Source organism: Caballeronia eucalypticola (assembly GCF_047608185.1).
In the GTDB taxonomy this organism is placed as follows: domain Bacteria; phylum Pseudomonadota; class Gammaproteobacteria; order Burkholderiales; family Burkholderiaceae; genus Caballeronia.
This window is the reverse complement of record NZ_JBLKRU010000027.1, coordinates 32310-58006: the sequence shown is the minus strand read 5'-3', so window position 1 is coordinate 58006 and position 25697 is coordinate 32310. Positions and strand designations below refer to the sequence as shown.

The 25697-nt window shown below is 60.5% G+C and carries 26 protein-coding genes and 1 pseudogene; 16 read left to right on the top strand and 11 right to left on the bottom strand.

The genetic code is table 11. The features are described from left to right. Window positions 1-53 precede the first annotated feature (53 nt). The 4 genes from ACMX25_RS26545 (at window position 54) to ACMX25_RS26530 (ending at window position 4911) form a co-directional block, all read left to right on the top strand. A complete protein-coding gene (locus ACMX25_RS26545) occupies window positions 54-1460 on the top strand; it encodes a M20 family metallopeptidase (protein ID WP_414952987.1) in 1407 nt (468 codons plus the stop codon). Continuing rightward, window positions 1457-2743, top strand: coding sequence for an MFS transporter (locus tag ACMX25_RS26540; protein WP_414952986.1), 1287 nt, complete (start codon window positions 1457-1459; stop codon window positions 2741-2743). Before ACMX25_RS26545 ends, ACMX25_RS26540 begins: the two co-directional genes overlap by 4 nt. Before the next feature lie 23 nt (window positions 2744-2766). Beyond that, window positions 2767-3831, top strand: coding sequence for a serine hydrolase domain-containing protein (locus ACMX25_RS26535; protein ID WP_414952985.1), 1065 nt, complete (start codon window positions 2767-2769; stop codon window positions 3829-3831). Between the two features lie 87 nt (window positions 3832-3918). Beyond that, window positions 3919-4911: an alpha/beta hydrolase family protein gene (locus tag ACMX25_RS26530; protein WP_414952984.1), complete on the top strand. Its 993-nt coding sequence runs from the start codon at window positions 3919-3921 to the stop codon at window positions 4909-4911. 43 nt (window positions 4912-4954) lie between these two features. Here ACMX25_RS26530 and ACMX25_RS26525 read toward each other — a convergent pair whose 3' ends face one another. Continuing rightward, entirely contained in the window at window positions 4955-5413 is a 459-nt protein-coding gene (locus tag ACMX25_RS26525) for a GNAT family N-acetyltransferase (protein ID WP_414952983.1), read from the bottom strand. A gap of 162 nt (window positions 5414-5575) precedes the next feature. Here ACMX25_RS26525 and ACMX25_RS26520 point away from each other — a divergent pair, with 162 nt between their 5' ends. The 4 genes from ACMX25_RS26520 (at window position 5576) to ACMX25_RS26505 (ending at window position 8099) form a co-directional block, all read left to right on the top strand. Beyond that, complete coding sequence (locus ACMX25_RS26520) at window positions 5576-5788, top strand: ParD-like family protein (protein ID WP_414952982.1); 213 nt, start codon at window positions 5576-5578, stop codon at window positions 5786-5788. Further along, window positions 5785-6552: a type I methionyl aminopeptidase gene (gene map / locus ACMX25_RS26515; RefSeq protein ID WP_414952981.1), complete on the top strand. Its 768-nt coding sequence runs from the start codon at window positions 5785-5787 to the stop codon at window positions 6550-6552. Before ACMX25_RS26520 ends, map begins: the two co-directional genes overlap by 4 nt. A gap of 197 nt (window positions 6553-6749) precedes the next feature. Then, window positions 6750-7577, top strand: a complete 828-nt coding sequence (locus ACMX25_RS26510; RefSeq protein WP_414952980.1) for an AraC family transcriptional regulator — start codon at window positions 6750-6752, stop codon at window positions 7575-7577. 78 nt (window positions 7578-7655) lie between these two features. Then, window positions 7656-8099 carry a cupin domain-containing protein gene (locus tag ACMX25_RS26505; RefSeq protein ID WP_414952979.1) on the top strand — a complete coding sequence of 148 codons (444 nt, stop codon included), beginning with the start codon at window positions 7656-7658 and terminating at the stop codon, window positions 8097-8099. 67 nt (window positions 8100-8166) lie between these two features. Here the strand turns inward: ACMX25_RS26505 and ACMX25_RS26500 are convergent, their stop codons facing one another. Beyond that, window positions 8167-8550 carry a LysR substrate-binding domain-containing protein gene (locus ACMX25_RS26500; protein WP_414952978.1) on the bottom strand — a complete coding sequence of 128 codons (384 nt, stop codon included), beginning with the start codon at window positions 8548-8550 and terminating at the stop codon, window positions 8167-8169. A gap of 215 nt (window positions 8551-8765) precedes the next feature. Here ACMX25_RS26500 and ACMX25_RS26495 point away from each other — a divergent pair, with 215 nt between their 5' ends. Beyond that, window positions 8766-8945 (top strand): hypothetical protein, encoded by a 180-nt coding sequence (locus tag ACMX25_RS26495; RefSeq protein ID WP_414952977.1) that lies wholly within the window; start codon window positions 8766-8768, stop codon window positions 8943-8945. Window positions 8946-9117: 172 nt separating this feature from the next. On the opposite strand, the gene ACMX25_RS26490 is transcribed toward ACMX25_RS26495, so the two are convergent. Next, the gene (locus ACMX25_RS26490) at window positions 9118-9405 is read right to left on the bottom strand and encodes a DUF1330 domain-containing protein (RefSeq protein ID WP_414952976.1); all 288 of its coding nucleotides are present in this window, start codon (window positions 9403-9405) and stop codon (window positions 9118-9120) included. Between the two features lie 90 nt (window positions 9406-9495). Between ACMX25_RS26490 and ACMX25_RS26485 the strand changes: the two genes are divergently transcribed. The 5 genes and pseudogenes from ACMX25_RS26485 (at window position 9496) to ACMX25_RS26465 (ending at window position 13259) form a co-directional block, all read left to right on the top strand. Further along, window positions 9496-10179 carry a helix-turn-helix transcriptional regulator gene (locus ACMX25_RS26485; protein ID WP_414952975.1) on the top strand — a complete coding sequence of 228 codons (684 nt, stop codon included), beginning with the start codon at window positions 9496-9498 and terminating at the stop codon, window positions 10177-10179. 53 nt (window positions 10180-10232) lie between these two features. Further along, window positions 10233-11672: pseudogene (locus ACMX25_RS26480) on the top strand (aldehyde dehydrogenase family protein). A 22-nt stretch (window positions 11673-11694) separates the two neighbouring features. Further along, the gene (locus tag ACMX25_RS26475; RefSeq protein WP_414952974.1) at window positions 11695-12276 is read left to right on the top strand and encodes a class II aldolase/adducin family protein; all 582 of its coding nucleotides are present in this window, start codon (window positions 11695-11697) and stop codon (window positions 12274-12276) included. After that, window positions 12276-12425 (top strand): hypothetical protein, encoded by a 150-nt coding sequence (locus tag ACMX25_RS26470; RefSeq protein WP_414952973.1) that lies wholly within the window; start codon window positions 12276-12278, stop codon window positions 12423-12425. The genes ACMX25_RS26475 and ACMX25_RS26470 overlap by 1 nt, the downstream gene beginning before the upstream one ends. A gap of 195 nt (window positions 12426-12620) precedes the next feature. Continuing rightward, window positions 12621-13259: a LysE family translocator gene (locus tag ACMX25_RS26465; RefSeq protein WP_414952972.1), complete on the top strand. Its 639-nt coding sequence runs from the start codon at window positions 12621-12623 to the stop codon at window positions 13257-13259. 49 nt (window positions 13260-13308) lie between these two features. Here ACMX25_RS26465 and ACMX25_RS26460 read toward each other — a convergent pair whose 3' ends face one another. The 7 genes from ACMX25_RS26460 to urtA form a co-directional block, all read right to left on the bottom strand. After that, window positions 13309-13635 carry an FmdB family zinc ribbon protein gene (locus ACMX25_RS26460; protein WP_414952971.1) on the bottom strand — a complete coding sequence of 109 codons (327 nt, stop codon included), beginning with the start codon at window positions 13633-13635 and terminating at the stop codon, window positions 13309-13311. A 66-nt stretch (window positions 13636-13701) separates the two neighbouring features. Continuing rightward, window positions 13702-14931, bottom strand: coding sequence for a formamidase (fmdA, locus tag ACMX25_RS26455; protein WP_414952970.1), 1230 nt, complete (start codon window positions 14929-14931; stop codon window positions 13702-13704). 82 nt (window positions 14932-15013) lie between these two features. Then, complete coding sequence (urtE, locus tag ACMX25_RS26450; protein ID WP_414952969.1) at window positions 15014-15703, bottom strand: urea ABC transporter ATP-binding subunit UrtE; 690 nt, start codon at window positions 15701-15703, stop codon at window positions 15014-15016. Between the two features lie 20 nt (window positions 15704-15723). Continuing rightward, window positions 15724-16467 carry an urea ABC transporter ATP-binding protein UrtD gene (gene urtD, locus ACMX25_RS26445; RefSeq protein ID WP_414952967.1) on the bottom strand — a complete coding sequence of 248 codons (744 nt, stop codon included), beginning with the start codon at window positions 16465-16467 and terminating at the stop codon, window positions 15724-15726. Further along, window positions 16467-17639, bottom strand: a complete 1173-nt coding sequence (gene urtC, locus ACMX25_RS26440; RefSeq protein WP_414952966.1) for an urea ABC transporter permease subunit UrtC — start codon at window positions 17637-17639, stop codon at window positions 16467-16469. Before urtC ends, urtD begins: the two co-directional genes overlap by 1 nt. Before the next feature lie 35 nt (window positions 17640-17674). Beyond that, the gene (gene urtB, locus ACMX25_RS26435; protein WP_414952965.1) at window positions 17675-18592 is read right to left on the bottom strand and encodes an urea ABC transporter permease subunit UrtB; all 918 of its coding nucleotides are present in this window, start codon (window positions 18590-18592) and stop codon (window positions 17675-17677) included. A gap of 81 nt (window positions 18593-18673) precedes the next feature. Continuing rightward, window positions 18674-19966, bottom strand: a complete 1293-nt coding sequence (gene urtA / locus ACMX25_RS26430) for an urea ABC transporter substrate-binding protein (RefSeq protein ID WP_414952964.1) — start codon at window positions 19964-19966, stop codon at window positions 18674-18676. Window positions 19967-20230: 264 nt separating this feature from the next. Between urtA and ACMX25_RS26425 the strand changes: the two genes are divergently transcribed. Together ACMX25_RS26425 and ACMX25_RS26420 are read left to right on the top strand one after the other, a co-directional pair. Beyond that, window positions 20231-23668, top strand: coding sequence for a hybrid sensor histidine kinase/response regulator (locus ACMX25_RS26425; RefSeq protein ID WP_414952963.1), 3438 nt, complete (start codon window positions 20231-20233; stop codon window positions 23666-23668). Continuing rightward, a complete protein-coding gene (locus ACMX25_RS26420; RefSeq protein ID WP_414952962.1) occupies window positions 23643-24599 on the top strand; it encodes a response regulator in 957 nt (318 codons plus the stop codon). The genes ACMX25_RS26425 and ACMX25_RS26420 overlap by 26 nt, the downstream gene beginning before the upstream one ends. A gap of 321 nt (window positions 24600-24920) precedes the next feature. Here the strand turns inward: ACMX25_RS26420 and hutC are convergent, their stop codons facing one another. Then, window positions 24921-25682 carry a histidine utilization repressor gene (gene hutC, locus ACMX25_RS26415; protein ID WP_414952961.1) on the bottom strand — a complete coding sequence of 254 codons (762 nt, stop codon included), beginning with the start codon at window positions 25680-25682 and terminating at the stop codon, window positions 24921-24923. Between the last annotated feature and the right edge of the window lie 15 nt (window positions 25683-25697).

The following is a 25697-nucleotide window of genomic DNA, read 5'->3' as shown; positions in this document are numbered from 1 at the left end:
CCGAACACTTGGAAGAACCCACGCCTTTGACGTGCTTCATCGGAGATAAATACGTGACACGCGAGTCTGCTATTCAAGCTGCGGCCGATCTGTACGATTCCGGCATTTTCCTCGAAGACCTGCGTCGCCGCGTGGCCATGCGAACTGAAAGTCAGGAGCCTGAAAGCGGTCCGTTGCTAAGCGCGTATCTCAACCAGGAGATGGCGCCCGCGCTCGCTGAACTCGGCTTTACCTCCAGGCTGGTCGACAATCCCGCGAAGGGCGGAGGGCCGTTACTGGTCGCTCATCGGCACGAAGGCGATCACCTGCCGACGGTCCTGACCTACGGGCACGGCGACGTTGTACGCGGCTACGACGCGCAGTGGCGCGACGGCATGTCGCCGTGGCAAGTCACCGTTGCGGGCGACCACTGGTACGGACGCGGCACCGCTGATAACAAAGGCCAGCACAGCATCAACCTGGCCGCGCTGAAAGCCGTGCTCGACGCACGGGGCGGACGGCTTGGCTTCAACCTGAAGATGCTCGTTGAAACCGGCGAAGAGGTGGGCTCGCCCGGCTTGCATGCCGTGTGCGAGATGCTTCGCGACGAACTGAGCGCCGACGTATTGATCGCCTCCGACGGCCCGCGTTTGGGCGCGGCGCACCCGACCATCTTCCTCGGTTCACGCGGCGTGCTTAACTTCAAGCTCGATGTGAACCTGCGCGAAGGCGGCCATCATTCGGGCAACTGGGGCGGCTTGTTGCGCAATCCCGGCGTGGTGCTGGCGAGCGCGATCGCGTCGATGGTCGATGCCAGCGGGCGCATCCTCGTTGAAGGCCTCAGACCGCCCGAAGTGCCGCAAGCGGTGCGGCGCGCGCTGGAGGGGATTAGCGTCGGCGGTAATCCGGGCGAGCCGGACGTCGACACGGACTATGGTGAACCAGGCCTCACGCCGGCTGAACGCGTGTTCGGCTGGAATAACATCGAGGTGCTCGCGTTCCGCACCGGCAATCCCGAGAAGCCGGTCAATGCCATCCCGCCGCGTGCATTTGCCTACATGCAGATCCGCTTCGTAGTGGGAACTGACTGGAAAAATCTCGAGCAGATCGTGCGTCGTCATCTGGATGAACGCGGCTTCGGGATGGTCACCGTCGAGGTGGACCGGGGCACACCTGCCACGCGCGTGGACCCCGAAAACGCGTGGGTGCAATGGGCCGTGCATTCGCTCAAGCAGACCACCGGCCGCGCGCCCGTGCTCCTGCCGAACCTGGGTGGCACGCTGCCCAACGACGTCTTCGCGGAGATACTCGGCATGCCCACGTTATGGGTGCCGCATTCGTATCCCGGGTGCTCGCAGCATGCACCCGACGAACATCTGCTTGGAACGGTCGTGCGCGAGGGGCTGTGCATCATGGCGGGATTGTTCTGGGATCTCGGCCAGCCCGAGCGCCCTGCATTCGAGCGAAGGAGTGCCCGATGAGCACCGATTCCGTCGCCACTGTTTTGCCCGCGGCACGACGACATGTCAGCATCTACAGGCTGATTGTCGCGACGTCCATCGGCAATGCGCTCGAGTTCTACGACCTCGTGGTCTATGGCTACTTCGCGTCGACGTTATCGAAACTGTTCTTTCCGACCACCGATAAAACCGTGTCGTTGCTGCTGACACTCGGCACGTTTGCTCTGTCGTATCTCGCCCGGCCCGTGGGTGCATTCGTGCTGGGCTCGTACAGCGACCGCAAGGGCCGCAAGGCGTCGCTGACACTTTCCATCGCCATGATGACGCTCGGCACCGGCATGGTCGCGCTGATGCCCGGCTACGCGGCCATTGGCGTGCTTGCACCTATCGGCATCTTCGCGTCGCGGCTGTTGCAAGGGTTTTCGGCGGGTGGCGAGTTCGGCAGTTCGACGGCTTTTCTCACCGAGCATGCGCCCGCGCGCAGCGGTTTCATGGCGAGCTGGCAGTTCGCGAGCCAGGGCGCGAGCGTGCTGGTTGCATCGGCATTCGGCGCAGTGCTGACAAGTACGCTGACGCCTGCGCAACTCGAAGGCTGGGGCTGGCGCATTCCGTTTTTGTTCGGCATGCTGATCGGTCCGGTGGGTTGGTATATCCGCCGGCATGTCGATGAAACGCCGGAGTTCGAACGCACGGAACGCTCCGCATCGCCTATTCGCGAAGTGATGGCTACGCAGAAGGAACGGCTCTTGGTGTGCATCGGTTCGCTGGTGCTGACGACGACCGCCAACTACATGCTGCTCTACATGCCGACGTATGCAACCAGGCAGCTTGGACTCGCGCCGTCTTATGGATTTATCGCGACGCTGGCAGCGGGTTTTATCGTGATGGTGCTGACGCCGATGGTCGGCCATTGGTCCGACAAAGTGGGCCGCACGCGCATCATGCTCGGCGCGGGATCGGTGTTCTTCCTGACCATTTATCCCGCGTTCGTGTACATGAACGCGCATCCCTCGCTACTCACCCTGCTGGCCGCGGTCATCTGGGTGGCGGTCCTCAAGGCCATCTATTTCGCGCCTATTCCCGCGTTGATGTCGGACCTGTTTCCGGTGCGTACGCGGACCACTGGCATGGCGGTGGGCTACAACGTGGGTACGACGGTCTTCGGCGGTTTTACGCCGCTCGCGGTCGCCTCGCTGATCGCGTTCACCGGCAATAACCTGGCGCCCGGTCTCTATCTGATGCTCGCGGCCGTCGTCAGTCTCTTCACGCTTCTGTGGGCGCGATCGCGCCTGAAAGTGCATTAAACCGCTGGATGGAATTTCTCGACATGACCGATATGAAGGATTTTCAGCAAGCCATACAGTTCTCGATAGATCATGAATCGCTCTGGGACCGCAATGTGGATGGCGCCTGGGGCGTGCATGTCAATGATCCGCCGCCGTGGAACCGGCTACTGGGTCCCGTGCATGATCGCGGTCCGGTTTCCGGGGCGATTTCCATCGATGGCCGCGTGCTGACAACATGGGGCGAACCGGATCGCGCCGACCTGACGTTCAGCATTGCCAAGACCTACCTCGCGCTGCTGGCGGGCGTGGCGTTTGATCGCGGTTTGCTGCCGAACGTGAGCGAGCCGGTGCACAGTCGCGTTCCGGGTATCGGTTTCGACGATGAGCACAATAGCCGGATTACGTGGGCGCATCTGCTTCAACAAACCAGTGAATGGCGAGGCGAGTGTTTCGGGCTGTCGGATCAGGCGGACCATTTTCGTGCCGTAACGTTTGGCCGTGGGCCCGATGGCAAGAAGGGCGACCTGCGGCGGGTGCAGGCACCGGGAACCTACTGGGAATACAACGACGTCCGCATCAACCAGTTTTCGTTGGCACTGCTGAAGGTGTTTGGCCGGCCGTTGCCCGAGGTGTTTCGCGAGGCGATCATGCAGCCGCTTGGTGCCAGTGAAGACTGGCAATGGGTGGGGTATGACAACGCGTGGATTGAGCTCAATGGGCAGCGCATGCAGTCGGTGCCGGGCGGAACACACTGGGGTGGGGGACTGTCGATCAGCGCGAACGATCAGCTCAAGGTCGCGCGTCTTTTTATCGATGACGGGAAAGTGGATGGTCGCCGCATCATCTCGAGTGAATGGCTCGCGCGCATGAAAACGCCTTGTGCACTCGCGCCATATTACGGTTACCTGGTGTGGCTCAATCATGAACGCCGCGTGTTTCCGAGCGTACCCGCGTCGAGCTACTTTGGGATTGGCGCAGGGAGTGCGTTCACATGGATCGAACCCGAACGGAAGATGGCGGTGGTGGTCCGCTGGCTGAATTCCGCTCACGCCGATGAATTTTTCGGGCTGGTGTTGAAGGCGGTTGATGCAATAGCGGGGCGTTGAATAGTTGAGGAGCGTTGGGGTAGAGTCCGCTTTGCCGCGCTCACTCAATATCGTACGATCTGGGCGACGACAATAATGGAGACTGCCGTGAGACTCGTCGCCGTGATCGCCGCCCTGTTTTCAATGCTTACCCTGCTTGCTGCGCCGGCTCGCGCTGCCGATGTCGGCTTTCAGGAAGTGAAGATATCGAATGGCGCGGAGCCGCCGCTGACCGCCGGGATCTGGTATCCGACTGACGCACCCGCGACACCGCATTCGTTGGGAGATGCCACTCAGACCGTGGCACTCGACGGGCCGCTTGCCGGCCGTGGCCTGTCGCTTATCGTGATGTCACATGGCGGCGGCGGGCGGTATGACGGTCACTACGATACGGCGCTTGCCCTCGCTCACGCCGGCTTGGTGGTCGCGGCCGTCAGTCACGCCGGTGACACTTTCAATGACCAGAGCCGCGTCTTGCAATTGTGGCGCCGTCCCGCCCAGCTTCATCGGCTAGTGGATTACATGCTTGACGAATGGCCTTCGCATGCCCAACTGGATGCGGCCCGAGTTGGAGCGTTTGGTTTTTCAAACGGCGCGTTTACCGTGCTGGTGGCCGCAGGCGGGACCCCGGATCTTTCGACGATCGCACCGTATTGCGAGGCTCACCCGGATCATGACTTGTGCGCGGTGCTGAAGCATGCCGGCGTCGATCCCCATTTGGGCGCAGACATTCCTGCTGACGTATGGATCCACGATCCGCGTATCAAGGCCGCGGTTATCGCCGCGCCGGCATTCGGCTTCAGCTTCGGTCGCGGGGGGTTAAGCAGCGTGCATGCTCCCATCCAGCTTTGGCGAGCAGCCGACGATCATCATCAGCCGCACCCTTACTATGAGGAAGCGATACGCGCGGACTTGCCTCAAACCCCTGAATATCACGTGGTCGCCAACGCCGGACATTACGATTTCCTGCCGCCTTGCGATGCGCGCCTCTCGCGGAAAATGCCGGCCGTTTGCAACAGCGAGCCGGGTTTTGATCGAGCGGCATTTCACGAGCAACTCAACGCTGACGTGGTGCGTTTTTTCGAAGCAGAGCTACGATAGAAATCGCCCGTCTCTCTCGCTTTTGCTTGAGACTTAACAGCCACTAAACGATCCGCTCCGCCGGATACGCATAGTGGCGATAGCCGCCGTGGTCGTGCGTATAGACGAACCCCGCTCCTTCGTAAAGAGACCGCGCCGGATTGTCAGCCTTCACACCCAGCGTGAGCGCAGCGAAACCTTGCGCGCGTGCGTCGGCTATGAACTCGTCAAGGAGTCGCCGGCCGAGTCCGGCGCCGCGCCTTTCACCCTGGACATAAATGGACGCGAGGACAGCGGTGTTGTCGTGTGCCTCCCAGAAGCAGTAACCGCTAGCCTCCCCATCATGTTGCGCAACGAACATGCGCTCGAGATTGCTGGCCCATTGCTTGATGTGCCAATACATTCCACCGCTCCAGCGTACCTCCTGCTCCGGCTCGATCTGCCGAATATAGTCGAGTTCGCCGGCATATATCGCCGGAAGGTCAGTAGCGCGGGCGCGACGAATTGAATACAGGTCTGTCATCGTTTAGAAAGGTACGGGAAGTTGAGTACGCTCACGTTACCTTACTCGAGCGTTAACCCGCGCCGGGAATTTGCTTCGCCGATGAATTTCGTAAAGACCACGCTTGCGCTCCCATCACGAAGGGCTATATGATTCGTATACGTTTCATATAGAGAGAGTGACATGGGTATTGTTAATATCGACGATGATTTGCACGATCAAATACGCAAGGCGAGCGGCGTCTCGTGCCGGTCGATCAATGCGCAAGCGGCGTTCTGGATCAAGATTGGTATGTTATGCGAAATGAATCCGACGCAGAGTTTCAATGAAATCGTTGCGCGTGAAATGCGTGCCGCGGGCGTTGTGACGCAAGCCGTGAAAGTGGCGTTGACATGACCAAGCGACCCGAAGAAATCGCGTTGATGGCTGAGTCCGGCAAGTTGCTAGCCGATGTATTCGGCTATCTGGATCGGCTGAACCTGATTGGCATGTCGACCATGCAGATCAACAATCTGGTCGACAGCCTCATAGTGAATGAACTCCGCGCACGCCCGGCAAGCAAGGGGCAGTACGGTTATGCCTACGCACTCAATTCCTCCCGCAATAAGGTGGTGTGCCACGGTGTTCCGTCCACTAGCGACATCTTGCAAAGCGGCGACATCGTTAATTTCGACATCACGTTAGAGAAAAATGACTATATCGCTGACTCCAGCAAAACCTATCTGGTAGGCGAGGTGAATCCATTGGCCAAGCGTCTCGTGCAAGTAACCTACGAAGCGATGTGGAAGGGGATCAAGGCTGTTCGTCCAGGGGCAAGGCTTGGCGATGTAGGCCATGCCATTGAGCGGCACGCGAGAAAAAACGGCTATTCCGTGGTGAGAGAATATTGCGGGCATGGCATTGGGCGTGAAATGCATGAAGATCCCCAGGTACTGCATTGGGGAAAGCCGAAAACGGGTCTGGTGCTACAAGAAGGAATGGTGTTCACCATTGAACCGATGATCAACCAGGGGCGAAATGCCGTTCGGACCGAAGAAGATGGCTGGACCGTCGTCACGTGCGATGGGCAACTGTCCGCGCAATTCGAGCACACCGTAGCCGTGACCCGAAACGGCGTGCAAGTCTTGACGTTGCGCCCCGAGGAAAATGGGCTGCACTGAAAGCCCGGCGAGCGTTGGCCGTGAGCCGCAGGCGAGAACTGATCCTTAGGGTCGAAACGCACTTTCAAGTTTGGACATGAAAACGAGCCGGCGAACATCGAAATAATCTGTCCCGTGCGACAATTTGGGCAGAGGTTGCGGGCCGTACAGCGCCCGCGCTGCAGCACGACACCTCGAAACGTCCAGGGCTAATCATCGTGAACCGACCAGCACCGCGCTTGAATCCCGACTGGGTAAGACGTGCCGAGCCTATAGAAGGCGTCGAGCGCATTGAAGCGTGGTTTCACGGCAAGGCGTATGCCATGCACCGCCACGACACCTATGCGATTGGCCGTACGCTCGCGGGCGTCCAGAGTTTCAACTATCGGCGCAGTCAGCGAAACAGCCTTCCCGGCAACACGATCGTCCTTCATCCCGATGAGGCTCACGACGGTCAGGCGGGCACCGACGAGGGATTCCAGTACCGGATGATCTATGTCGAACCGGCGCTCTTTCAGGACGTGCTCGGCGGGCGCGCGTTGCCATTCCTCGATGGCGGCGTGACGACCGATCTGCGTCTTGCAGCGGCAACCACGACCTTGCTTCAGCACGTGGGTCATACGCTCGAGCCACTCGAGCAGAGCGATGCGCTCGCCGAACTGGCGCACGCGTTGGCGGCTGTTGCCGGCACGCCTGCACGGCGCTCGGCAGGCGATTTCCTTGCGGCGCGGCGCGCACGCGACTATCTGCACGCGAACTGCGCTCGTGTTGTCATGCTCGACGAACTCGAAGCGGCGACCGGCCGCGATCGCTGGAGCCTGTCGCACGATTTCCGCACGTTCTATGGCACGAGCCCCTACCGTTATCTGACAATGCGGCGCCTCGATGCGGTGCGGCGCATGCTGCTCGCCAATACCTCGCTCGCTGATGCGGCGGCCGCCGCGGGTTTTGCTGACCAGAGCCACATGACGCGACATTTCACGAAGACTTTCGGGCTGACGCCGGGGCATTGGCTCCGGGTCGCGGGCGGTATCCAGCGCGTTTGAAAAACACCCACGATCGTTCAATACAGCCGCAAGGAGCCTGCGTATCCTCGACGCACAAACACCTTAGCGGAGAGAACGATGTCCCAATACCCGAACCCCAACCCCAACCCGGAGCACATTGACGCGCCGGCCGAGCGCGGCCAATGCCAGACCATCGACCTGATCGGCAAGATCGCGCAGATCGACGGTCACTGGCAACCGCGCGTCGTCGCCGAAATGAACGACTACCAGTTCAAGGTCGTGAAGGTCGAAGGCGAGTTCCCGTGGCACCGGCATGCCGATACTGACGAAACGTTTGTCGTGCTGGAAGGCGAGTTGCGTATCGACGTACGTGGCGGGCCTTCGGGCGATGGATCAATTGTGCTGCGAGCAGGTCAAATGGCCGTGGTGCCGAAGGGCGTCGAACATAGGCCCAGCGCAAACGGGGAAGTGAAGATGATGCTGATCGAGCCGAGAGGCGTGGTGAACACTGGCGATGGCGCGAAGGGCGAGCGTACCGTCGAGAATGATCAGTGGATTTGAAGAGCGCTAGGCATGTGCCGGGCGCGCCTGCTGCGTCGCCACGGCTACTGTTTTCGAAGTTCTTCCGTTATAAATTCCACGAACGCTCGCGCGACTTTCCGCGCTGCAGTTCATCCTGGCAACCCCACAGCGGAGCCGATGTGATTCCCAGATTGCCCGTCGCGCACGCGATGGCGCCTGCGATCGAGTTAGTCGAGATGTTCGGATGAAGTTCGACGTTGACTTCTTCGCCGTCCCGCTCGAATTGCCATGAGGCGGCCCGCGTTGCAGCCGGGCCTCCAACAATCCGATGTTCCGTCAAATCAGCCGGCACCAGCGGCATGCCGGCGCGATCAAAGTAGGTAGGATATCCAACGATTACGCGTGGCATCGTCGTAATGAATTTGGACGTGCCCGATGCATGCCGACACGCAGGCCGACATCGACTGCCTCGCGCACCATGTCTTGCCATCTGTCGTCGAGCGGCGATATCACCAGGATCGTGGCTGGCATTATCGCGAACGCAGGTGCTCATGCCGGCAAGATCTAATCGCTGCATGGTCCAGTGGAGTACAGCCGTGAAGAGTTGGCTGCGGAAGTGAGCCGCGCACTCGGTACGCCGATGCAATACGAACACGTCACGGTGTCGACGTTTCTCGAAACTTCGGCCTGCAAAACGCCACCGTCATGCGCAAGCACTTCGAGGCGGTCACCATCGATCAGCAGGAAGGTCTGCTGGCGGGGACTGACAGCATCGGGACGGAAATCATTGGCGGTCCGCTCACGGCAGTCGAGCAGTTTATCGCGGCCAACCGGTTGAAGTTTGTGCTCGGCTATCCAGTTCGCAATGTCGACGCTGTGCTGTAAATCAGAAGGAGCGTGGTTTGAGAAGCCGTCGCCTAGGACAGTCTCCAGCGATCTGCTGGAGCCTGCACTATGCGGGCTGAACAAGGGCGGGGACGTTGTGGCGAGACGCTGCCCTATGCAATGAAGACAGGCAGGTGACGCTGAACGCTGCGCCGGCCCATTAGTCAAGCAATCACATCCCTTCGACCAGGATGCATCGATAGTCTGAACCCACGAACCGGTGCATCGATGCATCCTGATACACCGGGTCGTGGTACCACGCGCGGGCGGCATCGAATGAGGGGAATTCGAGGATCAAGACGCCCTCCGCGTTCGGACCTTCGAGCACTTCATGACGGCCGTTGTAAGCGCGAAACGTCACGGGATGATTCGCGAAGACGGCCTGCGCTTTTTCCTTGTAACGGTCCAACTGATCGGCGTCGCGCGTTTTCTCGCGGACGAAAATGACATAGGCGGGCATGAGGTTCCAGGGGATTCGTTGAGGGCGCCGGATTGACCCGGTGAAGTTCATGGTACGTTTAGCTCCTGTCAGATACTGTCAGGAGTCAGGGTGTCCCGAACCGCTCGTTTATTGACCTTGCTGGAGAGGCTTCGCGCGAAGCGTGTGCCGGTGACTGCGTCCGAACTCGCGTCGGACCTGGGCGTGTCCGAGCGCACGCTGTATCGCGACATCGCGACGCTGATTGAACAGGGCGCGCCGATACACGGCGAAGCGGGGATAGGGTACGTGCTAAGGCCGGGATTATTCCTGCCGCCGCTGATGTTGAGCGAAGACGAGATCGACGCCGTGGCGCTGGGCCTGCGGTATGTGGACCAGCGCGGCGATGACGTATTGCGTAAGGCCGCGGCTCAAGCGCTAGCCAAGATTGATGCTGTATTGAACGCGTCGGGCAAGGATGCCATGCGTGCCCCGACCGTCCATTCCGGCCCACCGGTCCCGGATTTTCCCATCAATGCCGTGCCGCTTGCGAGCCTGCGCGCGGCCATTCGTGGCCAGTGCAAACTGCGGATAGGGTATCTGGACGCGCAAGGCGAGGCGTCAGATCGAGTCGTCTGGCCGGTCGTACTCGGCTTCCTCGACAACGTCCGCATTCTTGGCGCATGGTGCGAAAAACGCCAGAATTTTCGTAGTTTTCGCACCGACAGGATCGCGTCAGCCGATGAAACGGGCGAGCGGTATCCAGGGGCGAGGGCGGTGCTATTAAGCAGGTACAGGACGCATTTAGCGAGGTAGTTTCGTTCGCACTCGGGATTGGACGGGACGGGACGGGACGGGGTCAGGGGGCGGTGCTGGAGTGGACCGAGGCTATTGGCGGCCGTTACCGGGATGTCATCGACCCTGCGACGGGCGACGCCATAGCAAGCGTCGCGCAGGGATCAGCCGCGGATGCGCAGCAGGCGATAAGCGCCGCGCGCCAAGCGTTCGATCACGGTCCGTGGCCTGCTTTAAGCAACAGCGAACGTGCGGCGTACCTGCGGTCATTAATTAGCGCGTTGAGGAATCACGCTGACGAGACCGCGAAAATAGAAGCGTTGAACACGGGTAAGACGATCACGGAGGGTCAGTCTGATGTGGGCGACGCGATCGCCGCGTTCGACTACTTCGCGCGCCTGATTGGCACGGATTCCGGTGTGCTGAACGGCGCCGCGCCGAATGTGATCAGCATGACCTTGCGCGAGCCCGTGGGTGTATGCGGACTTATCACGCCATGGAACTATCCCATCCTGCAGGCCGCGTGGAAGCTTGGGCCGGCGCTTGCGGCCGGCAATACGGTTGTGATCAAACCTGCGAGCCTCACACCGCTTTCCACACACCGCTTGGCCGAATTGATCCATGCCTGTGGCTTCCCCAAAGGTGTTTTCAACCTGGTGACCGGGGGCGCGGAGGTCGGTGGAGCGTTGGCATCGAGTACAAGCGTCGATCTGATTTCCCTGACGGGCAGCAATGCAGCGGGCGCTAGCGAGATGAAGGCGGCTACATCGAACTTCAAGCGGATATCGCTGGAGCTGGGCGGCAAGAATCCGAACATCGTTTTCGCCGATGCAAATCTTGAGGCAACCGTGGATCAGGCGCTGAACGCGGCATTTTTCAACGCGGGGCAAATGTGCTTGGCGGGTTCACGCCTGTTGCTGGAGCGGCCGATATACGACGTATTCGTCGAAGCCTTGAGCGCACGCATCAGGGCAATCCGGCTGTGACATGGGTCTTCGGAACGCACACAGATGGGTCCGGTGATATCGGCTCCGCAACGCGACCGCGTGCTCGCGCTGGTCGAAGGTGCGGTCGAGGAGGGCGCGCGTCTGTTGTGCGGTGGCAAGTCTCCTGGCGGCGCGCCTTTCAATAAAGGCTTCTGGATAGAACCCACCCTTCTTGTCGATGTGCACGCATCCATGCACATCGTCCGCGAAGAGATCTTCGGCCCGGTGATAACAGTGGAATGTTTCGACGGAGAAGACGAAGCCGTAGCTCTTGCCAACGACACCGAATTTGGCCTTGCCAGTGCGCTATGGACGCAGGACTTTGCCAAGGCGAATCGCGTGTTGCGCCGCTTGCGCGCGGCCACTGTGTGGGTCAACGACTTTAATGTCACGCTGCCTCACGCGCCGTGGGGCGGTTATAAGGCGAGTGGAATTGGCCGTGAACTATCGCGTGCCGGACTCGATGAATACACCGAACTGAAGCATGCGTACGTCAACTTCGAACCCAAGGCCATTGGCTGGTTTTGATCACCTAAACGGAGATGCCTCCATGTTGGAACATCGTCAACAACGCGTGGACCTGGCGTGTGTCTTCCGCTGGGCAGTGCGTCTTGGCATGCACGAATCCGTTGCCAATCACTTTAGCGTCGCGGTGTCGGATGACGGCGCACAATTCCTGATCAATCCGCGAGGCAGGCACTTTTCCCGCATCAAGGGGAGCGACTTGCTGCTGGTCGATACACACGATCCTCAGACCATCGACCGCCCCGATGCGCTCGATATCACCGCATGGGCGCTTCATTCGGCGATCCACAGGCGGCATCGGGAAGCGCGTTGCATCCTGCACGTTCACTCTAAATACGCGACCGTGTTGTCGGGTCTGCAAAATCCGGTGCTGCCGCCGCTCGACCAGAACTGCATGCGCTTCTTTGAGCGTGTGGCAGTCGATACCGGTTTTGACGGCATGGGTCTGGGCGATGAAGCCGAGCGCGTAAGCCGTGCCCTGGAGGGCAAGCCGGTGCTGCTGATGGGGCAGCATGGCGTGCTGGTGGTTGGACCGACGGTGGCCCAGGCATTCGATGATCTCTCTATTACTTCGAGCGTTCATGCGAGACCTACATCACGGCGTTGATGACCGGGAAACCGCTGCGAATTGCATCGGCCCGCGTGGCGCACAAGACCATGCGTCAATGGGTGGAGGACTACGATGGTTTCGCGGACCAGCACTTCAGCGAGATGAAGGCGGTACTTGATGACGAGAGGTCTTCATACGCGCAGTAGGGAGGCGGGTTTCAGCGCCCGGTCACGGCTATGTGTATCTCCAGCAGCAGTGTGCCTGGCCCTTGACACTGCGCGGACCCAACTCGAATTATGACCGGTGTTTAGCAATCCGCTTAATTTACAAATGCGGCGCTGATCCGCTCGTGTTATTTTTCAGGAAAACGCATCCCATAACCTACTTCCAGGAGAACGCCGATGACCGCCTTAGCCGCCGTTGCCGCCATACTTGCCGCGTTATTAATGGGGGCGATGAGTCCGGGCCCGAGCTTTGTACTGGTCGCACGCAATGCGATCGCTTTGTCGCGGGCGGACGGATTGGCGACCGCACTCGGCATGGGGGTAGGCGGCGTTTTCTTCAGCGGTGTCGCGCTTGCGGGCCTTTATACGCTGCTATCCGCGGTTGAATGGCTCTATGTCGCTTTGAGAGTGGCCGGCGGGCTTTATCTGATCTACATCGCCTCGAAGATCTGGCGTGGAGCGTCTAGTCCGCTGGTCGTGGACGACGGACGCGACGCGCAAAACCATGACCTGCGTAAATCATTCTGGATCGGTCTAACGACGCAACTCAGCAATCCGAAGACTGCGATCTGGTACGGCAGTATCTTTGCCGCCTTATTGCCGCAACATCCGCCGCTCTGGTGTTACCTCATCCTGCCGCCCATGATCTTCGCGATTGAAGCAGGGTGGTACACGGTTGTCGCCTTGAGTTTCTCCAGCCGCCGTCCGCGTGAGCTTTACCTGCGCGCCAAGAAATGGATCGATCGCTTCGCCGCAGGCGCCATTGCCGCGCTTGGCCTTCGATTGATTTTCACCGCGCATAAAGCGGGTATCTGACGGCTATGCAACAACAGCCACTGGCGAGTCTGCTTCAAGCGGACCGAGTCTAGTGGCTGATCATCCACGGCCGGCCGGCGGCTGTACGCGGCGCCGCTTGCGCCTCGGCGGAACGCGGCAGTTTGATCTTGCCAGAACAGCAACCGCAACCCGCACCGTGCGCGGACGAACGAACTGGATCGTGCGCTGAACGTTCATTCACTGCATGTGCCGATCGCTTGACACCGCAAAGCGAGGACAGTTGCGGCGCACTTCGTATGACCCGGGCCGCCGAGGTGTCGCACGTGGGACAGCGTGCGGGCGCGTCGCGTTCGGCTATGGCGCGCCTTGCGTCGAAGGGACCGCAATAAGCACATTCGAATTCATACGTTGGCATGTGAGGTCCTCGTGAGTGTGATTCCCGGCATACCGTTGCTCGCCGGGAATCGGGCGAAAATTTAGACTAAAGATCCAAAGACAGCGGCAAGTCAATCCCTCCCTTGATATGCTTGATCGGGCCAGCCGAATTCGGGCTGATGTCGAAGTCAAAGATCTGTGTGGGTAGCCATAGCGTTGCACACGCATTCGGAATATCAACTACACCGCTGATATGCCCCTGCACCGGGGCCGTGCCAAGTATCGAATAAGCCTGCGCGCGCGAGTAACCAAACTTGGTCATGTATTCGATCGCGTTCAGACAGGCCTGCCGATACGCCACATGCACATCAAGGTAATGCTGCTGTCCGGCTTCATCGACGGAAATGCCTTCGAAGATCAGGTAGTCGTTGTAGTGCGGCGTGATCGGGCTCGGTTTGAAGATCGGGTTCTTGATGCCGTATTTCGCCATGCCGCCTTTGATCAGGTCCACTTTCATGTGCACCCAGCCCGCCATTTCAATCGCGCCGCAGAACGTGATTTCGCCATCGCCCTGGCTGAAATGCAGGTCGCCGACAGACAAGCCCGCGCCGTCCACATACACCGGGAAATAGATCTTCGAACCGCGCGAGAGATCCTTGATGTCGCAGTTGCCGCCGTGTTCGCGCGGGGGGACCGTACGTGCTCCGGTCGCCGCCGCGCTATCACGCGCGGCCCCCTGAAGCTTGCCCATGTGAGCGGTCGGCGCGAACGGCGCATTCGCCAGCGGCGGCACCCGGTCAGGTTGCGTCGCGATAAAACCGATCTCGCGGTCATTCCACGTTCCAAGCAGCTTCGGGTCCGGCAGGCAACCGATCAGGCCCGGATGGATCAGCCCCGCGAAACTGACGCCGGGAATATGGCGCGAGTCGGTAAAGAGTCCGTGAAAATCCCAGATACTTTTCTGCGCATACGGGAAATGCTCGGTCAGGAAACCACCGCCATTCTGCTTCGAAAAAAAGCCGTTGAAACCCCATTGGCTTTCTGCTTTGGTGCCTATATCGAGCAGGTCGACCACCAGCAGATCGCCTGCCTCGGCACCGTGTACACCGACCGGGCCGGAGAGAAAATGGACGATCGACAAGTCGATATCGCGCACGTCATCAGCGGAGTCATCGTTCTTGATGAACCCGCCGGTCCAGTCGTACGTTTCCAGAACGAAGTCGTCGCCGGGCTTGACCCAGCACGCCATCGGAATGTCCGGATGCCAGCGGTTGTGAACCTGCTCGTTGTCGAACGCGGACTGTTTCAGGTCGACCTTGATGAGCGTATCGGGCATGTAACTCTCCTTTTATAAGTACCGGCTGCACCGGCGAACAAATGGCTTTTCATTCAATCTTGCACACTGCGTTGAGCCGGTTTCAAACGGACAGGAACTGCCGGATGCGGGCCGTATCGATAGCATCGCGTGGGCTTTCATGCACCAGCCGGCCGCCTTCGATCACGAAGAGCCTGTCCGCCACATCCATCGCGAAGCTCAGCACCTGCTCGGACACCACAATGGTGATCTCGCGCAGCTTTCGGATCTCGTGCAGTGCCCGCGCGATGTCCTTGATGACCGACGGCTGGATGCCTTCGGTGGGCTCGTCGAGTAGCAGCACCTTGGGTTCGCTGACAAGCGCACGGGCTATGGCGAGCTGCTGCTGTTGGCCGCCCGACAAATTACCCCCCTTGCGATTTCGCATTTCATAAAGTACGGGAAAGAGGGTATAGATTTCATCGGGAATCCTTCGCGTTTTGATCTGCTCCATCCCGGTCCGGATGTTCTCCTCCACGCTCAACGAAGAAAATATCTGCCGCCCTTGTGGCACATAAGCCAATCCCTTGGCCACGCGCCGGAAGCTTTCATCTTTCGATACATCGGCTCCGTCCAGTTCGATCGCGCCGCCTTTCACGGGCAGCACGCCCATCAACGCCTTGAAGAGCGTCGTCTTGCCCATGCCGTTGCGGCCCATGATCGCTACGATCTCGTTACGGGCCGCCTCGAACGAGACGCCGTGCAACGCCTCGCTTTGTCCATAGCTCACGAATACGTCTTTTACGTGCAACATGGCCGTAGCCTCCTCAATCCTCAATGCCCCAGATACACGTCGATCACTCGAGGGTCGTTCTGCACTTGATCCATCGGACCTTCGGCGAGGATCTTTCCCTGGTGCATCACGGTGACCTTGTGCGCAATCCGTGCGACGAATTCCATGTCGTGTTCTATGACGATCATCGACCGGTTCTGGCAAATTTTCGTCAGCAGCTCGGCGGTGATTTCCCGCTCACGCACGCTCATTCCCGCGATGGGTTCGTCAAGCATCAGCAGCTCGGGGTCCTGCATCAGCAACATGCCGATCTCGAGCCACTGCTTCTGGCCATGCGAGAGCAGCCCGGCTTCGGTCGGCAGCAACGCAGCCAGTCCGATCTCCTCGGCCACTTCCTGCACCCGCTCGCGAACGTCCTCCGTACAGCGGAAAGTCAGCGCGCCGAACACGCCCCGTCCGCGCGGAAACGACACCTCCAGGTTCTGGAAAACGCTCAGATTTTCATAGATGGACGGCGTCTGAAACTTGCGCCCGATACCTGCCCGCACAATGCGGAACTCGGCCATCGATGTCATCTCGACGTTCTTGAATTTGACCGATCCGCTGCTTGCCGCCGTGCGCCCGCAGATCAGGTCGAGCAAGGTCGTCTTGCCTGCCCCGTTCGGTCCGATCACGACCCGCAGTTCGCCGCGATCCACATAAAGATTGAGGGCGTCGATAGCCTTGAATCCGTCGAAGGAGACGCTCAGGTCTTCGACTGCCAGGAGGAAGTCGGTGTTGCTCATCACGGGCTCCCGAGAGTGGAACGACTGCGGCTGCTTCTACCGAGCCGGCGCAACAAGCTGCCCAGGCGTGGTTTCACATGCGACTCGTACAGACCCGCTAGGCCATCGGGGAAAGCCATCACCACACCTATGTAAAGCGCAGCCATCAGCAGCAGCCAGAGGTTCGGGAAGCTTTCGGAAAAGTAGGTCCGCCCGAAGTTCACGAGCAGCGTGCCGTACACCGCGCCGACCAGCGACATGCGCCCGCCGACGGCCGCGTAGATCACCATCTCGACCGACGGCACGATGCCAACAAACGACGGCGACATGAACCCGACCTGCAGCGTGAACATCGCCCCGCCGATGGCGGAGAGCAGCGCGGCAAGGCAGAACGCGAAGACCTTGAACATGGCGACGTCGTAGCCGGAGAACCGCACGCGGTCTTCCTTGTCGCGCATCGCGAGCAGCAGGGTGCCGAGCTTGCTCGTCTGCACCAGCCGGCAGAACAGGATGGCGACCAGCAGAAGCACTGCATTGACGAAGTACAGGATGATCTTGGCGGAGTCGGGACGGATGTCCCAGCCGAGCATGGTCTTGAGGTCGGTGATGCCGTTCACGCCGCCGGTGTACCCCTGCTGGCCGATGATTAGCACCGAGAGAATCAACGCGATGGCCTGCGTGATGATCGCGAAATACACGCCGCCGACGCGCCGCTTGAACATTGCGAAGCCGATGACGAAAGCGAGCGCGGTGGGAATGATCAGCACGGCTGCAATCGCGAAAGGCAAATGCTCGAACGGCTTCCAGAACCACGGCAGCGCCTTGAGCTGGTTCCAGTCCATGAAGTCGGGAATGCCGGGCGTCGACTGGATTTTCGTGCTGACGGGGTCTGAAGCTTCGAGCTTGAGGAACATCGCCATGCAGTAGCCGCCAAGCCCGAAAAATACGCCCTGGCCGAGACTCAGCACACCGGCGTACCCCCAGGCCATGACAAGACCGATAGCCACGAACGCGTAGGTCAGGTACTTGCCGACGAGGTTGAGGCGGAACACGTCAAGCATCAGCGGCATGACCACCAGCAAAACAAGTGCTAGCAGCACGAAGCTGCCGAAGCCCCTATAGGCTAGCCAGTCGCGCAGCGCAGCGAGTCGCGACGGAGCGGAAGCGGGTGGCGAATCGGTAACGCGGTTCATGGCGAACTCCGGTAAGAGGGGGAGGTTCGGTACGCTCAGACGCGCCGCACCTTTGAAGCGAAGAGTCCCTGCGGGCGTGCCATCAGGATCAGCACGACGGTGAGCAACGTAACCACACGAGCCGACGATCCAGAGAGAAAGAACTCGCTGATGGATTGGGTCTGTGCAATGCCGAAGGCTGAGGCGACTGTGCCGAGCAAGCTGGCTGCACCGCCAAACGTGACAACGAGGAACGAGTCGACGATATACAGCGACCCGCTAGTGGGACCCGTCGAGCCGATGGTCGTGAACGCCGCGCCGGCAACACCGGCCATGCCGCAGCCGATCGCGAACGTGAGCCGGTCAGTACGCCTGGTATCGATGCCGGCGGCGTTGGCCATCGTCCGGTTATTGACGGTGGCACGCACTCGCAGGCCCCAGCGCGAGCGATACATGGCTGCCAGCACGCCAGCCGTGAGCACGATGGCGAGGCACATCACGAACAGGCCGTTGATCGGGATGTCGAGACCCGGCGCGGGCGACCACGATCCCATCAGCCAGTCGGGCAGCGTTGGACTGACTTCCTTCGGGCCGAAGGTCGAGCGGAACATCTGCTGCATCGCGAGGCTCAGGCCCCAGGTCGCGAGCAGGGTGTCCAACTGCCTCCGGTACAAGTGGCGGATCAGCAACCATTCCACGATCCACCCAAACACGAATGCAATCGCGAACGCAGCCACAATGGCAAGTGGCAGGAACGTATTGGTGGCGACGACGCCCATCGACTCGGCCCACTTCGAGAACACGTAGACCGTGTACGCACCGATCGTCATGAACTCGCCGTGCGCCATGTTGATGACGCCCATCTGACCGAAAATCACCGCGAGGCCGAGCCCCATCAACAGCAACACGCTAAAGAGGCTCAGGCCGGCGAAGCCCTGCATCAGTGTAATGTTCAGAATATCGGTGGGCGACATGGCGGATTCCTTGGTATCAACCTGGTCTATGTGGCGCACACGTTCGTGCGCCACATAGACGACTAACGACTGAAGGATTACTTACTGATAACCCTTCGGGAACGGATTCGGCTCGATCAGATCGGGCGACTCCGCGACCACCTTGAACTGCCCATCGGCTTGCGCCATGCCAATGCGCGTGCGGCTCCACAAGTGATGGTTCGGGTGGATCTTCACGTAGCCTTCGGGCGCTGTTTTCAACTCGATGCCGGGGGACGCAGCCACGACCTTGTCGACATCGAAACTGCCGGCTTTTTCACACCCCGCTTTCCATAACCACGGCCCGAGATAGGCAGCCTGCGTGACGTCGCCGATCACGGACTTGGGTCCGTACTTCGCCTTGAACGCGGCCACGAACGCCTTGTTGTTCGCGTTGTCGAGCGACTCGAAATACTTCATTGCCGAATAGAAACCGGCGAAGTTTTCCCCGCCGATGCCGAGCACTTCGTCCTCGGTCACCGAGATGGTCAGCAGGAATTGTTTGTCGGCGGTAATGCCGGCCGCTTTCAATTGTTTGTAGAACGCGACGTTCGATCCGCCGACGATGATTGCGTAGATACAATCGGGCTTGGCGATCTTGATCTTGTTGATGAGCGAGTTGAAATTCGTCTGTCCGAGCGGGTAATACTCTTCACCGACCACCTTGAGGTGCAGGTGGTCCTCAATATGTTTGCGGGCGATCTTGTTCGACGTACGCGGCCAGATGTAATCCGATCCGATCAGGAAAAACGATTTAGCTTTTTTCGTCTCCGATGCCCAGTTAAGTCCCCACAGAATTTGCTGGGTCGCTTCCTGGCCGGTATAGAAAACGTTCTTCGACTGTTCAAGCCCTTCGTAGAAGGTCGGGTAATACAGCAGTCCGTTGTCGCGCTCGAAGATCGGCAGTACAGCCTTTCGCGACGCCGAGGTCCAGCAGCCGAACACGCACGCAACGTGATCGTTCTCCAGCAGCTTCTTCGACTTCTCTGCAAAGGTCGGCCAGTCGGACGCGCCGTCTTCCTGGATGATCTTGATCTTGCGGCCCAGCACGCCGCCCGCTGCGTTGATCTGGTCGATCGCGAGACGCTCGGCCTGTATCGAGCCGGTCTCGGAGATCGCCATGGTGCCCGTGGCGGAATGGAGCTGGCCGACGGTGACTTCGGTATCGGTGACGGCGAGCTTGGTCGTGTTCACCTGGGCAGTCGACATCGACTGGCCGAAGGCGAAAGCGGGCGCGGCAAGCGCAGGCGCGGCGGCAAGCCCGAGCAGCAGTTTGCGGCGGCGCTGGGAGATCATCTCCCGGCTGTCGGATGGACTGGCTGCATCGGGTGCGTCGTGCTGGTCGTCAAAAGGCATGGGACATTCTCCTTGGAGGCTCGTGGTAGGCGGCGTGGGCTTGTTCCGGCGCGCTGACGTTGCGCTGGCATGGGGCAGAAGTTAAGTGGCCGATACGCGCACCGAAATACGTCTTTTGACGTACAGCGCGCGTATTTATGGCTCGCTAGACTCATGACGAGACCTCACGACACGACGCGTGCAATGTGGGGTTCAACGCCTCACCGCCGCGTGGCCCAGTGCCGCTTTCATGCCCATTCCGCCCGACCGGTACCCGCGAGAGTCATGCATCCGTCCGATTCCCCTGCCGCCGCGCCCGCGCTCGGCACCCAGCGCATCGTCAAGATCCGGCGCGACTACAACGCCTGGGTCGCCGACGAAACACTCGAGGACTACGCGCTGCGCTTTACGCCCCGGTCATTTCGAAAGTGGAGCGAATTCCGGGTCGCGAACACGGCGTTGGGCGCGATCTCGTTCCTCGCGCTGGAAGCGATCGGCGGCTCGCTTGCGCTGAATTACGGCTTCGCCAATACGGTGTGGGCGATCGTGGTGACGTCCGTGCTGATCTTCCTGACCGGCTTGCCCATCAGCTACTACGCAGCGAATTGCGGTGTCGACATGGACCTGCTGACGCGTGGCGCGGGGTTTGGTTATCTCGGCTCGACGGTCACGTCGTTGATTTATGCGGGCTTTACCTTTATTTTCTTCGCGCTCGAAGCGGCCATCATGTCGCTCGCGCTGGAAATGTATTTCCATATGCCGATCGCGGTCGCGTATCTCATCAGCGCGTTCGCGATCGTGCCGTTCGTGACGTTCGGCATTACGCTGATCAACCGTTTGCAGAGCTGGACGCAGCCCGTGTGGATCGTGCTGCTGGTCGCCCCGTATATCGCCATCCTGATCCGCGAGCCCCATCTGTTCTCCGACTGGGCGACCTTCGCGGGCTACGCGCAAGGCGGCCGGCAATTCGGCCTGATGCCGTTCGGCGCGGCCTGCACGGTGATTTTTGCGCTGGTGGTGCAGATCGGCGAGCAGGTCGACTTCCTGCGTTTCCTGCCGCCGCGCACAGCGAAGAACCGGGTGCGCTGGTGGTGTGCGATGCTCGCCGCCGGTCCCGGATGGATCGTGCCGGGCGCGCTGAAAATGCTCGGTGGCGCGTTCCTGATGTTCCTCGCGCTGCAGAACCAGATCGATCCGTCGCGGGCCACCGAGCCCACGCAAATGTATCTGGTCGCGTTCCGCTATGTCTTCGATTCCCCCGGTTTTGCGCTGGCCGCCACCACGCTTTTCGTGATCGTCTCGCAGGTCAAGATCAACGTGACCAACGCGTATGCCGGTTCGCTTGCATGGTCGAATTTTTTCGCGCGTCTCACGCACAGTCATCCGGGCCGCGTGGTCTGGCTGGTGTTCAACGTGCTGATCGCCTTGATGCTGGTCGAGCTTGGCGTGTTCGGTGCAATCGGCAAGGTGCTGGCGTTGTATTCGAACGTGGCGATCGCGTGGATTGGCGCGCTCGTCGGCGATCTCGTGATCAACAAGCCGCTGGGTTACAGCCCGAAGGACGTCGAGTTCAAGCGCGCGCATCTCTACGACGTCAACCCGGTCGGCATCGGCGCGATGCTGGTGGCATCGGTTGCAGCGGCGCTGTCCCAAGCAGGTTATTTAGGCGAAGTTACGCAAGCGCTGGCGCCGTTCATCGCGTTGGCGGTTGCATTTGTCTGCGCGCCGTTGATCGCGATCGCTACCCGTGGCCGCTTTTATCTCGCCCGTGGCAGCGCGGATCTCGAAGCGGGGTCGGTGTTGCGTTGCGTGATCTGCGAGAACCAGTTCGAGCGCGAAGACATGGCGTCATGCCCGGCCTATGCGGGCGCTATCTGTTCGTTGTGCTGCTCGCTCGATTCACGTTGCGGCGACACCTGCAAGCCTCACGCGCGCTTCTCTTCGCAATTGACGGTCGCTCTCAAACGCGCGTTTCCGACCCTGGAACCCACGTCGCAGACGTTGCGGGTCGGACGTTACCTGATCTACCTGTCCGTCACGCTGTCGTTGCTTGGCGCGATGCTTTACCTCTCGTACAGCCAGACCGCGCTGACGCTTGCCACCAGCAACGAGAGCGCGCTGGACACGCTGCTGCGCGGGTATCTCAAGGCGTTCTTCGCGCTGGCGCTGGTGGGTTGCATCGGCGTCTGGTGGCTCGTGCTCGCGAAAGAGAGCCGCGCGGTGACGCAGGAGGAATCGAAACGGCAGACCTTGCTGCTGATGCAGGAGATCGAGGCGCACCGGCTGACCGATGCCCGCCTGCAACAAGCCAGCGCCGCCGCGGATGCCGCCAATCGCGCCAAGAGCCGCTACGTGACTGGCCTGAGCCACGAGTTGCGCACGCCACTCAACAGTATCCTGGGTTATGCGCAGTTGCTGCTGCGCGGCTCCGGTGCTGTCGATGCACCCCAACGCGATGCGCTCGCGACCATCTATCGCAGCGGGGAACATCTGCTTGCGCTCGTCGACGGCCTGCTCGACGTCGCGCGGATAGAAGCCGGCAAGCTACAGCTTGATGTCTCCGAAGTGGCGCTGCCCGACCTGTTGACCCAACTCGGCGCAATGATGGAACCGCAGGCGGCGGAGAAGGGCCTGGCGTTCCATCTGGAGACCAGCGGCCGCATCCCGGAGGTCGTTCGTGCCGATGAAAAACGCGTGCGTCAGATCCTGATCAACTTGCTGGGCAACGCGGTCCGCTTCACGTCGCATGGTTCGGTCAGGTTGCGGACAAGTCATGCGTGGGGCCTGGCGACCTTCGAGATTGAAGACACCGGATCGGGTATTCCTGACGAGCAACTCGAAGCGATCTTCCTGCCCTTCGAGCGCGGCGAGGCGGCGCGCCACAACGATCATGGCACTGGCCTTGGACTGACCATTTGCCGCTTGCTCACAGAAATGATGGGCGGACGGCTGGACGTGCAGAGCCGGGTCGGGTCCGGCACGCGCTTCGTCTTGCAACTGTTCCTGCCCGAAGTGCGTGACCCGCGTGTGCTCGTCACGCGGCCTCGCGACGTGCTGGGATATCCGGGGTCACGCCGCTCCATCCTGGTCGCCGACGACCTCACAGACCAGCGCCGCATTGTCACCAGCGTGCTCGAACCGCTCGGCTTCACCATGATCGAGGCGAATAGCGGACCGCAGGCGCTGCAACTTCTTGCAACCCATAACGTCGACCTGATCGTGATGGACGTTGCCATGCCGTCGATGGACGGCTTCGAAGTCAGCAAGCTGATTCGTGAGCATCGGCTGAGCGAAGCGCCCATTCTGATCCTGTCGGCCAATGCATTCGCGGGTGATCTGGAAAAGGGCGCGGCGGCCGGTTGTGATGGTTACCTTGCCAAACCGCTGCACTTGCCGCTTCTGCTCGACAAGGTCGCCGCCTTGCTCGATATCGAATGGCTGACCGAGGCGACCGGGCCGGTTGACGATATCGCCGCGTCGTCGCAAACCGCATTGCCGCTGCCTGCGGCGCTTGCGCTCGAGCTTCGCCGCTTCCTCGAACTCGGGTACATGGAGGGTTTCGTCGCGCAGCTTGATGAAGCCGGGCAGAACCATCCTGACCTCGCCGATACCCTCGCGCCGCTGCGCGAATCGGCACGCCGTTTCATGCTTGACGACCTTGACCGGCAATTACGCGCGGTCGACGGAGCCCTACCTGATGCAGCGACACCCGATGCAGCCTGATATTCCGCTGGGACGCCCCGTAGTACTGATTGTCGATGACACACCGGACAATCTCGCCATGCTGTCCAGCGCGCTCGTGGCGGCGGGTTATGCGGTGCTGGTGGCGCTGGATGGTGCTTCGGCGCTTGAACGTATCGCGCGTCTTACGCCCGACGTGATCCTGCTCGATGCCATCATGCCCGGGATGGATGGCTTCGAGACTTGCGAGCAGATCAAGCGTAATGATCTCTACAAGCACATTCCGGTGATCTTCATGACCGCGCTGGCCGACACGCAGCATGTGGTGCAGGGCTTCAGGGTCGGCGGTATCGACTATGTGACGAAGCCGATTCGTCCCGACGAAGTGGTCGCGCGGATTGCGGCCCATGTGCGCCGGGCAGCGAGTCAGCGCCATGCGGATATCGTGCTTGAACTGAACTCGCGGGCGGCTGTGATTGCGACGGCTCAGGGTGAAGTCCACTGGCATAGCGCGCTTGCGCCGCAACGGCTCGCGCATTTCTATGGCGACGACGGCGACGTGGGGGTTGCGGCTAGTCCGTTGACGAGGCTGCCGGGAGCGTTGACGAGCTGGCTGCTGGATTATTCCGCTGCCCCGGACGAGGACCGGGCGCAAACCGTCGAGATCCTGCCCGGCGGTGAACGGCTGGTCGCACGCATTGCCGGTGCGGCGAATCGCGGCACCTGGATCGTGGTTTTCGAGGAGCATGCCGATGGGCGCGATACGGCAGATCTGGCGCTGCGTTTTGGGCTGACGCAGCGCGAGGCGGAGGTGTTGCTGTGGTTGTCGCGAGGCAAGACGAATCGCGACATCAGCGAGATTCTTGGGATGAAACCGCGGACTGTCAACAAACACCTTGAGCACATCTTCGAGAAACTGGGCGTGGAGACAAGAACTGCGGCAGCGGCTACGGCGTTGAGCGGAGGGCGCTGAGTTGATGGCGTGGTATAGACAGTCACAGGGGCTGTGGTTTATTACTGGCTTGCTCCTGTTCGGAGCCGTAAAAATCGACATTGCGCGCAAGGCGTCGATCTGCGCGCACCGCATCAAACTAGCCCGCGTCTTCAACCCGTCATGCAATCGATTCGTTCGGATGTCGAACATTATGCGCTCGATCACTGCGTTGTGACAGACATAGTGGCCGTGGCGAAGCAGGTAACAAGCGGAGTGATTGCCGCATTCTGCCCGCAGCATTTCGCATCCGAAGGGGAGGCTTCAACTTCACCGCTTGAACGCAGGTGACAGCAGCGGCGATCAACTCTGCCGCTGCATGTTGTCGGCGCTGAACCTGCATCCCAGCCGATACCGCGTTCCCGGGTGCACGAAGCGCGCAAACGTCACGGCAACATTATTCGCCCAGGTCCGCCGCACGAGCGTGAGGCACGGCTGGTCCGGACCGATCTCAAGCAGTTTCGCATCCGCTCGCGAGGGCAACACCGCGTCAACCACGTGCTCGACCTCGTGTGCCGGCACGGTATTGAACAGATACTCCGAGGGCCGCACCGCGGCGAAGTCCTGCTCGAGGAAATGCGGCGCGACATCGGGGTTCACATAACGGTCTTCAAGCTGAACCGGCACGCCGTTCTCGCGATGCACGCACACCACATGAAAGACCGATGCGCCCGGCACGAGTCCGAGTGCTGCCGATACATCACTGGCCGCTGCCTCTCGCGCGGCATGCACGATCGCATAGCTGTACTCGTGGCCGCGCGCGCGAATTTCATCGCCTATGTGCGCGATCATCAGCAACGTGGACTGCGGTTTTTCTTCCGCGATAAACGTCCCCACGCCTGAGAAGCGCGTCAGCACGCCTTGCTCCGTCAGTTCACGCAACGCGCGATTGATCGTCATGCGCGACACGCCCAACTCACCGACCAGGGTCATCTCCGATGGAATCCGGTCGCCGGGCCGCCATTCGCCGGAGAGGATGCGCGTGCGGATATGTTCCTTCACACGCTCGTAGCGCGCGAGCGGCGCGGTGGCGGATGTCGGATTCGAAAGGCTGGTTGTATTCATGTCTCGCTCAGGTCT

Excerpts from the sequence above, each read along its gene's own strand:
- fmdA (WP_414952970.1), bottom strand. The coding sequence starts at position 14,931 with ATGCCCGATACGCTCATCAAGGTCGACCTGAAACAGTCCGCGTTCGAC.
- ACMX25_RS26495 (WP_414952977.1), top strand. The coding sequence starts at position 8,766 with ATGCGCAAGCACTTCGAGGCGGTCACCATCGATCAGCAGGAAGGTCTG.
- ACMX25_RS26535 (WP_414952985.1), top strand. The coding sequence starts at position 2,767 with ATGACCGATATGAAGGATTTTCAGCAAGCCATACAGTTCTCGATAGAT.
- urtD (WP_414952967.1), bottom strand. The coding sequence starts at position 16,467 with ATGAGCAACACCGACTTCCTCCTGGCAGTCGAAGACCTGAGCGTCTCC.
- ACMX25_RS26525 (WP_414952983.1), bottom strand. The coding sequence starts at position 5,413 with ATGACAGACCTGTATTCAATTCGTCGCGCCCGCGCTACTGACCTTCCG.
- urtE (WP_414952969.1), bottom strand. The coding sequence starts at position 15,703 with ATGTTGCACGTAAAAGACGTATTCGTGAGCTATGGACAAAGCGAGGCG.
- ACMX25_RS26465 (WP_414952972.1), top strand. The coding sequence starts at position 12,621 with ATGACCGCCTTAGCCGCCGTTGCCGCCATACTTGCCGCGTTATTAATG.
- map (WP_414952981.1), top strand. The coding sequence starts at position 5,785 with ATGACCAAGCGACCCGAAGAAATCGCGTTGATGGCTGAGTCCGGCAAG.
- hutC (WP_414952961.1), bottom strand. The coding sequence starts at position 25,682 with ATGAATACAACCAGCCTTTCGAATCCGACATCCGCCACCGCGCCGCTC.
- urtB (WP_414952965.1), bottom strand. The coding sequence starts at position 18,592 with ATGTCGCCCACCGATATTCTGAACATTACACTGATGCAGGGCTTCGCC.
- ACMX25_RS26460 (WP_414952971.1), bottom strand. The coding sequence starts at position 13,635 with ATGCCAACGTATGAATTCGAATGTGCTTATTGCGGTCCCTTCGACGCA.
- ACMX25_RS26425 (WP_414952963.1), top strand. The coding sequence starts at position 20,231 with ATGCATCCGTCCGATTCCCCTGCCGCCGCGCCCGCGCTCGGCACCCAG.
- ACMX25_RS26540 (WP_414952986.1), top strand. The coding sequence starts at position 1,457 with ATGAGCACCGATTCCGTCGCCACTGTTTTGCCCGCGGCACGACGACAT.
- ACMX25_RS26500 (WP_414952978.1), bottom strand. The coding sequence starts at position 8,550 with ATGGCAAGACATGGTGCGCGAGGCAGTCGATGTCGGCCTGCGTGTCGG.
- urtA (WP_414952964.1), bottom strand. The coding sequence starts at position 19,966 with ATGCCTTTTGACGACCAGCACGACGCACCCGATGCAGCCAGTCCATCC.
- urtC (WP_414952966.1), bottom strand. The coding sequence starts at position 17,639 with ATGAACCGCGTTACCGATTCGCCACCCGCTTCCGCTCCGTCGCGACTC.
- ACMX25_RS26520 (WP_414952982.1), top strand. The coding sequence starts at position 5,576 with ATGGGTATTGTTAATATCGACGATGATTTGCACGATCAAATACGCAAG.
- ACMX25_RS26490 (WP_414952976.1), bottom strand. The coding sequence starts at position 9,405 with ATGCCCGCCTATGTCATTTTCGTCCGCGAGAAAACGCGCGACGCCGAT.
- ACMX25_RS26505 (WP_414952979.1), top strand. The coding sequence starts at position 7,656 with ATGTCCCAATACCCGAACCCCAACCCCAACCCGGAGCACATTGACGCG.
- ACMX25_RS26475 (WP_414952974.1), top strand. The coding sequence starts at position 11,695 with ATGTTGGAACATCGTCAACAACGCGTGGACCTGGCGTGTGTCTTCCGC.
- ACMX25_RS26470 (WP_414952973.1), top strand. The coding sequence starts at position 12,276 with ATGACCGGGAAACCGCTGCGAATTGCATCGGCCCGCGTGGCGCACAAG.
- ACMX25_RS26420 (WP_414952962.1), top strand. The coding sequence starts at position 23,643 with ATGCAGCGACACCCGATGCAGCCTGATATTCCGCTGGGACGCCCCGTA.